Annotated in this window: 1 protein-coding gene; it reads right to left on the bottom strand. The window is 51.8% G+C overall.

Going from position 1 to position 9,626, the window contains the following annotated elements; genetic code table 11:
• Positions 1–8: 8 nt before the first annotated feature.
• Positions 9–9,551, bottom strand: coding sequence for a hybrid non-ribosomal peptide synthetase/type I polyketide synthase (locus OCU60_RS06920; RefSeq protein WP_074373872.1), 9,543 nt, complete (start codon positions 9,549–9,551; stop codon positions 9–11).
• Positions 9,552–9,626: the final 75 nt, after the last annotated feature.

The following is a 9,626-nucleotide window of genomic DNA, read 5'->3' as shown; positions in this document are numbered from 1 at the left end:
CCCTGATTTTATCGCATCGATACATCACGTAAGGAAATATCGTCGCTGTCATATTCGGTTTCCTGCGCCAGTCGGGTCAGTTGTTCAAGGATAATCGAATGTTGTTCCTCAATGGTTGGCGCAGTAAAAATAGCACTGAGCGGAACGTCGATACTGAAGCGCTCTTGAAGTCGAGCCACCAGTTGTGTGGCTTTGAGTGAATGCCCGCCCAGCTCAAAGAAGTTGTCTTTCACACCGATTTTTGTCAGATCGAGAACCTCGCGCCATTCCTCAGCTATAGCTTCTTGCAGAGCATCCTGCGGGGCGACAAACGTTTCAGATGAAACGACCCGTTGTCGGCGAAGTTGTTTTAACCGAGCGGTATCGATCTTGCCGTTGCCCGAGAGCGGTAATCCGGCCACCGGAACGAGTTCTGGAATCATGTACGATGGCAGGTGCGCCTCCAGATGCCGACGCATCTCTGCAATCTGCTGCTGACTGACCAGACCGAGATCCGGAACATTGGCCTGAGTCTGCCATGCGGCGGTCCCGCCATGATCCGCAACCAGATTTTGAATGACAACCTGCTCAGGATCGGACGTTCTGTCACGCTGAATAAAGACTGCATCAAAACAGCCGTCAGCATTGTTTCCGGTCCAGAAAATCTGGGCAGTCCAGTTCAGCGATGCTGCCATCTCAACAATTTCAGCCGGATGGAACGCTTGCTGATCACAGTATAGGTCCGCTTCACCCGACCCGTTCAGTTCAGCCCGGGCCATCATCCGAACCCAACGATGCAAGCGTTGGTTGGGAATATTTCGAACACCGAACAACGTCTTCTGACTCTGACTCAGCATAGTGCGAAGCGCATGTTGATCCTCAGGACACGGCAACCAGTCACATTTGACCGGTGCCGACAACGCCGGGCCACACTGGATCACCACATCAAAGCGGAACCGGCTCATTTCGTTTTCACCCCATGTCGTTTTCAGCCGAACCTCAACCTGCCGGATCTGCGGATAACGTTGTTTCAGTTGGTAAAAATAATCCGGAGCAACCAGTAATTCTTTATCTTCCTGACAGCGGCTGACCAACCGCTCCGCGAGATCACTTCCCACCGCTTTATTCTGAAAATCGAGCACGGACAAATGAAACAGGGCATGCAATCCATAGTGACGGACATCACCGATAAACAGCGTTCCTTGAGGAGACAAACGTGAGAGGGCGCCGGCAATAACCTGCTCCAAATAATCGATACTGGGAAACAGTTGCACAACGGAATTAAGAATTACGGTATCAACGCTACTGGGCGCAATAGAGGAAAAATCGTCAGCCGCGCCCTGTTGCAAGGTAATCTGTTCATGGTCGAACCGATTCCTGCTTAAAACACCGGCAATATATTCCAGTGCCGTCGCAGAAATATCCATACCAGTGTAGTCGTGACAATCCGGTGCCAAACGCAATAGGATCATGCCAGTTCCACATCCCATTTCAAGGACACGCTTCGGTTTCAGCGCCTGAATCCGTAGCACTGTCTGATCGACCCACTCTTTCATCTCTTCGGCAGGAATTGGATGACCATCATAACTGCTGTGCCATCCCGAAATATTCAACATTTCGGGCCCGAGATCATGCTGTGATGCATAAGTTTCATCAAAAACATGCCGCCATCCGTCTATCGCTTCGCTTTGCCCCGATGACGTTGGTTCTGGGACCACATAAGCGATCAACGCTGTGTCATCATGGTCCTGTTCGGCTAACACCACACTGTCGATCACCTGAGGATACTGATTGAGCACCATCCGGATTTCATCGATTTCAATCCGGAATCCGCGAATTTTGACCTGATGATCTGCCCGCCCAACGTAGATCAGTTTTCCGTCAGGCAAGTAACGGCCTAAATCACCGCTCCGGTACAGCCGCTCTCCCGGCTCTGGACTAAAAGGATGCGGAACAAATCGCTCGGCGGTCAACGCAGGTCGGCCCAGATACCCTTGAGCAAGGCCTCCCCCTCCGATATAAATTTCCCCGACGATCCCGTGAGGAACCGGGTACAGGGACTCATCAAGCAAATACAATTCCCGGTCAGCCAAGGGCATCCCGATCACACCGAGTGTATTCAGCTCATCACGCCCGATAAAGTGGAAGGTATTGTGTACCGTCGTCTCCGTAATACCGTACATATTGCACAAACGTGGCTGCTGATCACCATAAATTTCGATCCAAGGTTCAAGCATCTGTAAGTCCAGCGCTTCTCCACCAAAAATAATCAGACGAAGATCACTCAGGTGTGACTGCCGAGACAGATGTTCACGGGAAAAGGCACGGAATGCCGAAGGCGTCTGGTTAAATACGGTCACCTTCTCTTCATGAAGCAAACGATGGACAGCCGCCGGATCACGAATAGTTTCAGGATCGGCCGTCACCAGCGTACCGCCATTTAACAGAGCTCCCCAGATTTCCCAAACCGAGAAATCAAATGCCGCTGAATGGGCCATCAACCAGATATCCCGGTTATTGAAATCGAACAGAGCCACCGAACAATCCAATAGACGCAGCACATTTTCATGCGAGATCAGGACCCCTTTCGGCATCCCCGTCGAACCAGAGGTGTAAATGACGTAGGCCGCAGACTTTCCATTCACGGTCGGCAACACCACCGAAGGTCCAGCTGGGCCTTGCAGCAGTTCAGGCCCCACAGCCAAAACAGGACAATCAGCGTCTCTGGCCTGAGCCAGATCATGAAGGATCAGATCCAGACCTGCATCTTGCGTAACAAACTGCTGTCTGCGCTCAGGCCAGCGTGTATCGAATGGCACATAAGTGCCCCCGACCCGCATCACTGCGAGCATACATATAATTAAACGAGCGGACGGATTCAGCGCCAGGCCGACCCGGCTCTCCGGTCCGATACCATGCAGAACCAGATGTCGGGCAAGCCGTTCCGATGCTTTGGCAACCGCCTGATAACTCCAAGAGTCCGCGCCGGCAAGATCCCGAATCGCAATGTGATCAGGGGCATGTCGGGTGATCTCATCAAATCGTTCGATAATAGTTTGATGGGACTCACCCCGTGACGCTTGCAACCGCGCTCCAATCAGTCCGGGTAGCGTTCCGGCTTCAACCACTGGTAATTGAGCGACTGGTGTAGTTTGCGATGACTCAACCAGAAATCCCAACAGAGTCTGATATTGCTGTAAGAAACAATCGATCAGTGCGGCATCATACAGCTCGGTGTCATATTCACATTCGAGAATCAGACCATCCGGACCATGAGCTGCTTCGATAATTAAATCGGCTTCAGAAGTGTTATTGTCAATCTGGATGAGCGGGGGAATAAAACGGGCCGTCAGTTCATCTGTCATTTCCACTGGACGCGTCCGGGCATCAAAACTATGCAAGACAAACGAAACTGCAAAAAGCGGATGCTGCTCAGACTGGCGGAGTGGATTGACAGCCGCCACAATTTTATCAAACGGGAAATGCCCGTTGGTAAATGCGTCGAGACAAGTCTGATGTACTGAAGCAAGTAGAGACGCCACTGTCTGTTGTGCGTCAAGCTGGATCCGTAACGGCAGGAAATTGGTGAAATCGCCAAACACAGCGACCGATGTGGAATCTCGCTCGGAGAAAGTGGTACCTATCACGATATCATGCTGATCAGTCCAGCGTTGCAACACGACATTCAGCCCTGCCAACATGGTCATAAATAAAGTGACTCCGTGATGATGGGATAACACTTTTAACCCAGCGGCGAGCTCCTCCGGCATCACCCAATGACGCCGGCATCCTTGGTAACCTCGGGTCAGCGGACGCCGCCGGGACGGTGGTAAAGTTACGACCGGCGGCAAATCGGCCAATTGCATCTGCCAGTACTCCCTCTGTGCCGCAAAGGATTCATCTCCCATCATCTGCTGTTGACGTTCTGCATGAGCCAGATAAGTTATTTTCATTCCCGGTGTAATTGTCTGTTCCAACGAACCGGTTTGTCCTGCCGACATCACTCGGTAAAGCTCCCCAAGTTCGGGCATCAGAATCCCGCCTAACGACCAGCCATCAGCAATAATGTGATGAAATGTTAAAAACAGCACATGCTCCGTGTCGGACAAGTGAACCAGTGATGCACGGAACAACGGCGCCCGGAACAAATCAAAAGGAAATGCTGCTTCTTCGGCAGCAAACCGGGCCAGTGCTTCTTCCTGGTTTTCTGCTGCCAGAGTGGTCACAGGCAGCGACAATGGCTCTACCGGATTTACGACCGCTTTCGGTTCACTATCGAGTCCGGACAGGAAGCTGGTTCTAAGGACCGCATGGCGCTGCTGAATAGTAGTGAGGCACTGTTCCAAAATCCTGACTGAAAGCGGACCGCTCAAACGAATCGAGGTAGGTAAGTTATAAGCGGGGTTCCCCGGAGATAGCTGGTCCAGCATCCAAAGACGCAATTGAGAGGAAGAGAGCGAACCACTTTCAGATTCCCCCGTGACCGAAACGTCTTCGCTCACGGTGCTTTCCGTCAGACTGATATGGCTCTGAATTTTTTCAGTCAGACCCGCCAGCGTTCCGCCGCCTAAGACATCCGCTATCGGCAGGATATAACCGCATTGCGCTTTTACCCGGTCGATCAAACGGATAGCCATCAATGAATCGAGTCCCTGAGGTACCAGAGCACGCTGCGTTTCCACTCGCTGTACATCAATCAGCAAAATATCGGCAACGGTATGACGAAGCCAGTCAAGAGTCTGCTGCGAAGTGGTCAAAGACTCAGTATCACCGTCGCTCTGAGATGTTAAACCGTCAGTCTCTCGTATCGTTTCAGTCGGTTGTGCCAGATCTGTTGATATCGGCCAGTAGCGTTGACGTTGGAAAGGATAACCCGGCAAGGCAACTTTCTTTCCCTCGGGGAGAACAGCCGTCCAGTCGATCGCCACGCCAGTCTGCCAAATCTGACCGAGCCCTTTCATCAGCGATGTCGCACATCCACGGTTACCGGACACGGACGCAATACAGCGCTTCCCGGCAGAGGAAGACATACCGCTGATAAAAGAGAGCAGTGCCGCTCCCGATCCGACTTCAATAAACCAACGTGACTCATCTTCTACAAGCTGTTGTACAGATGGATAAAAATCGACCGGGGCGAGTAATTGTTGATGCCAATAATCGGCAGATATCAGCTCGCCGACTGCCACATGCCGACCGTCGGAGACGGTCATCATTGCCGTCTGGAGTGGCCGGAAAGTCAGATCGGTGACATAAGCAGCCAACTCGTCGGCTGCCTGTTGCATCTGCTCCGTGTGAAATGCCCGGGTGACTGGCAATTTCCGATAGGCAATTTGTTGTTCGTCTGCCCGGTTCCGTACAGATTCCAGTGCCATTGGTGTACCGGAAACCACTGTATTCTGCGGGGCATTCCGAGCAGCAATCTGTAGGTCGTCAATATCGCGGATCAACGTCGTTACGGTATCTGAATCCGCGAAGAAAACTGTCATTTCTCCGATCGGGGCATGGGTTTGCATTAATTGTCCCCGAGCAATCACCAGTGCTAAACCATCGGCAAATGACATTGCACCGCAGATACAGGCAGCAACCAGTTCTCCCAGACTATGTCCGATACAAAGAGACGGCTCAACACCCCAGTATTGCCACTGTTTCGCAACCGCATATTCAATCAGAAACAGCGCTGGTTGCATCCACTGCGTTTCCTGTACAGAACGTTGTTCATCTTCGCCGAACAGAATGGTCAGCAATGAAGGAATGCCATGTCGCTTCGCCAGCTGCTCACCGGTATCGAATATTTGTCGGATCCCACTAAACTGTGTATAAAGCTCACGAACACCGGCAAACGCCGAACTGCCCTGTCCCGAGAATAGAAAGATGACCTCGGGTTCGTTCGCGACGGCACTTTCCGGCAGAGATGCCCTTTCCAGAGAGTGGCACATCCCGGCAAGATCGCTCCCGAACGCTGACAATCGGTACGGAAACTGGGATCGAGTAGTCATCGCACTGAAACAGAGGTCAGGCAACACCGTATCCGAAGCGCTTTCCATCCATGACAGATAATGTGCTTTTAACTGGTCGAGTGCCCGTGGATCTGCCGCAGAAATCGGCAGCAGATAAGGGCCATTTCCAGTTCGCTCCTCTGTAGGTACTTCTGCTGGCAATGACTCAGCCGCAACAGCATTTTCAATCCCTATGTTTTCAACAATAATGTGCGCGTTGGTCCCACTCAGACCGAATGCGCTGACCCCGACGAAACGTTGCTCGGCCTCGATCTGCTGCTCGGTCTCAGGTAACATCAATGAGGCCGTATCCCAGGGAAAAATAGGAGTCGGTTGTCCGGCTTCCGGATGAGGTGGAATGATCCCATGCCGGGCAACCATCAACGCTTTGAGCAAACCGGCCATACCAGCGGCAGCTTCCAGATGTCCGATCTGAGATTTGACCGATCCCACAGCAAGTCTCTGTTTACGGCCATGGAACACCGTCTCCAATGCTTCCAATTCGATCGGATCGCCCAATGCTGTTCCAGTACCGTGAGCCTCGATATAACTGATCGCCTGCGGAGACACACCAGCATCATTCTGAGCCCGCCGAATCAATTCAATTTGAGCCTGTTGTGACGGTGCCGTCAATCCGTTGGAATGACCGTCATGATTGACGGCACTTCCCCGAAGTACGCCCAAAACCCGATCCCCGTCCACTTTAGCTTGAGCCAGAGGTTTCAGCACTAGAACAGCACCACCTTCTCCCCGAATATACCCGTCGGCACCCGCGACGAACGAGCGATTTTTTCCACTCAAACTCAGCATCTGTGCCGCACAGAAACTCTGGAAAAGATCTGGCGTTAACAATAGATTTGCCGCTCCCACCAAGGCCACATCAGCTTCTCCGTTCCGCAGGGCCTGACAAGCAAGATGAACAGCAACCAACGCTGATGAACATGCGGTATCTACCACCATCGCAGGGCCACGCAATCCGAGGGTATAAGAGAGACGTCCGGCTGCCACACTGGTCGCATTGCCTGTTGCTCCCCACGGACCGACCCGCTCGCTGTCCGCCAGGATTTTCTGGTAATCGTTGTTGCTTAATCCGATATAGACACCCGTATTACTGTCACTTAATGAATCCGGAGCGATCCCCGCATCCTCCAGCGCCTGCCAGGACAATTCCAGTAATAACCGCTGTTGTGGGTCCATACTCACGGCTTCCCGGCCGGAAATCCCGAACAATCCTGCATCAAATTGCTCAACATCACGGATAAATGCACCTTTGTCCATGTAGATGGTCTGCGGTGAAAGCGCCTCTTTCTGACTTACCACCTGCAAGTATTGTCCTGCATCGAAGCGGGAAACAGGGATCGTCTCAAACTGATTACCGCTTTGCAGACATTGCGTCCAAAATGCTTCCGGTGTCGTTGCCCCGGGGAAACGACACGACATTCCGACCACAGCAATGCCATCACGGGCTGCAACAGGCTCCGCAACGTGTTGTCCGACCGTGCCCGAGATGTTTTTTTGTGCCAATGATGTTCCCGAGCTTGTCATTGCAGAGACCAGCGCCCCTACGGTCGGGTATTCATAAAAAATTGTCGCTGACAGTTCACGTCCAAGCCACTGTTCCAGCGCTCCGGACAAACTCCCCAAATCACGAGAGTCCAGACCAAAATCTGAAAATGCTTGTCTGTCGCTGATCGTATTCTGCACAACACCCGTCTGTTGTGAAATGGCCTGAGCCAGCCATCGCCGTAAACGAGCAGCATCAACACGATGATGCTGCTCGGCAGCCCGACCATCGGGATCAAGGTCGGAGGCATCACATCTCGACCAACGGGCAACTTCCTGTAATTCATCATTCAGATATAACTGACAACAGGTTCTGCGCTCGATTTTGCCACTGGTTGTCACTGGGAGTGTCCGCGGCCGGACAAGTATCAGAGCCTCAAGCTTAATCCCATGAACTTCAGCGACCGCAGCCGTTACTGCCGACACAACTGTTTCCAGATCAGGCACAGCGCGAATAGACTGAATTTCCTGAACAATAATCAGAACCTCTCCTTGAGAGTCGATGTGGTGGACAAAGGCTGCGCCTCCGTTCTTTCGAAGGCCACTCACAGCTTCAAAAACGGTTGTTTCAATGTCCTGAGGATAGTGATTCTGCCCGGCAATAATAATGAGCTCTTTACAGCGTCCTGTCATATAAAAATGGCCTTGGTGCAAAAATCCCAGATCACCAGTTCTCATCATCGGCCCTTCGCCCGACGCCAGATAGGCATTAAACGTCTCGTCTGTCGCATCCGGTTGGTTATAGTATCCCTTCGCCAGAGAAGGTCCTGCCATCCAGACCTCTCCAATCTGCCCAGATCCCAGTGATATTTTCGTCTCCGGATCGACAATCTTCAGCGAGAGTGATGAGATTGGCATCCCACAACTGGTAAGCGGAACAGTATCCGAACTTTGTCCTGTCACTTCAGCCCGGTTCTGATTGAGCGCATCCCGTTCAAAATTAAGTGCCACCGGAGACACATTGTTCTGATGATATCCGGTGGCAACCAGAACAGATTCCGCCATACCGTAAGCTGGCCTGAAACTTTCATAGCAGAAACCGGCTTCGGCAAATTTTCGTGCAAAATCCGACAATGTCGCGGGACGAACGGTTTCCGCCCCGCTCTGCGCAATACGCCATTCTGATAAATCAAGGGACTGAAGCTGTTCTATCCGGATACGCTCAATACAAAGATCATAAGCAAAGTTAGGTCCACCTGAAATATATGCCCGTTTGTCAGAGATTGCCTGTAACCAGCGATAGGGTCTTTGTAGAAATGAAGCAGGAGAAATAGCATAGCATTGATGACCGTTGATCACCGGCATGATGACACCGTCAATCAGCCCCCAGTCATGAGTAAAAGGTAACCAGACAACGCTGGATGCGCCTTGTGGCACAGGAAAAACTTCCGCGTGTCCGATCCCTTGCTGCACGATATTCTCGTGAGTGATCATTGCTCCTTTCGGCTCTCCCGTTGAGCCGGAGGTAAACTGAATGTAAGCCAGGTGGTCCGGATGAATTCGCTCCGGTTGCCAGTTTGCAGCGGCAGTGATGTCGTCGGTAAGCTCTTCTTCGAAAAAAATCGGGAGGGCTGCTATCTCTGGAATGAGCTGTTGTAGATAAGCGAGCTGCCCTCGTAATGCCGATGTCGTCAGTATTCCACAAGCATCAGCAGCCTGAATAATATGTCTGGTACGCTGGGTACGGCGCACCGAACGTTGATGGTTTTCCGGATGAATCGGAGGGACGGACATCGGGACCGCTGTTATACCAGCGTACAGACAACCATAAAAGGCACGATGAAAAGATAGTCCCGGAGGAAACCAGAGGAGAACACGCCCTGAAATCGCGCCGTGTTTCAGATGTCGGGCAATAGAACAAGCCTGCCCATGCAATGCTGCAAAGCTTAAGCGGGTAACGGACTGACGGTCATTTGCTTCATATTCGAAGCCGAAGTGATTGCTATCTTTCTTATTCGCACGCTCATACAGAATATCGATAATTGTCTTTCTGGTTCCAGATGATATACCCATACCACTCCCACAAATTAGTACGCATCCCTTCCGCTGATGAGAAGACAAAGACTGGAAAACAAGCGTACATCCGTT

The organism is Vibrio spartinae, assembly GCF_024347135.1.
Lineage (GTDB): Bacteria > Pseudomonadota > Gammaproteobacteria > Enterobacterales > Vibrionaceae > Vibrio > Vibrio spartinae.
The sequence above is the reverse complement of the archived record's forward strand: the minus strand, read 5'-3'. Positions and strand labels throughout refer to the sequence as shown.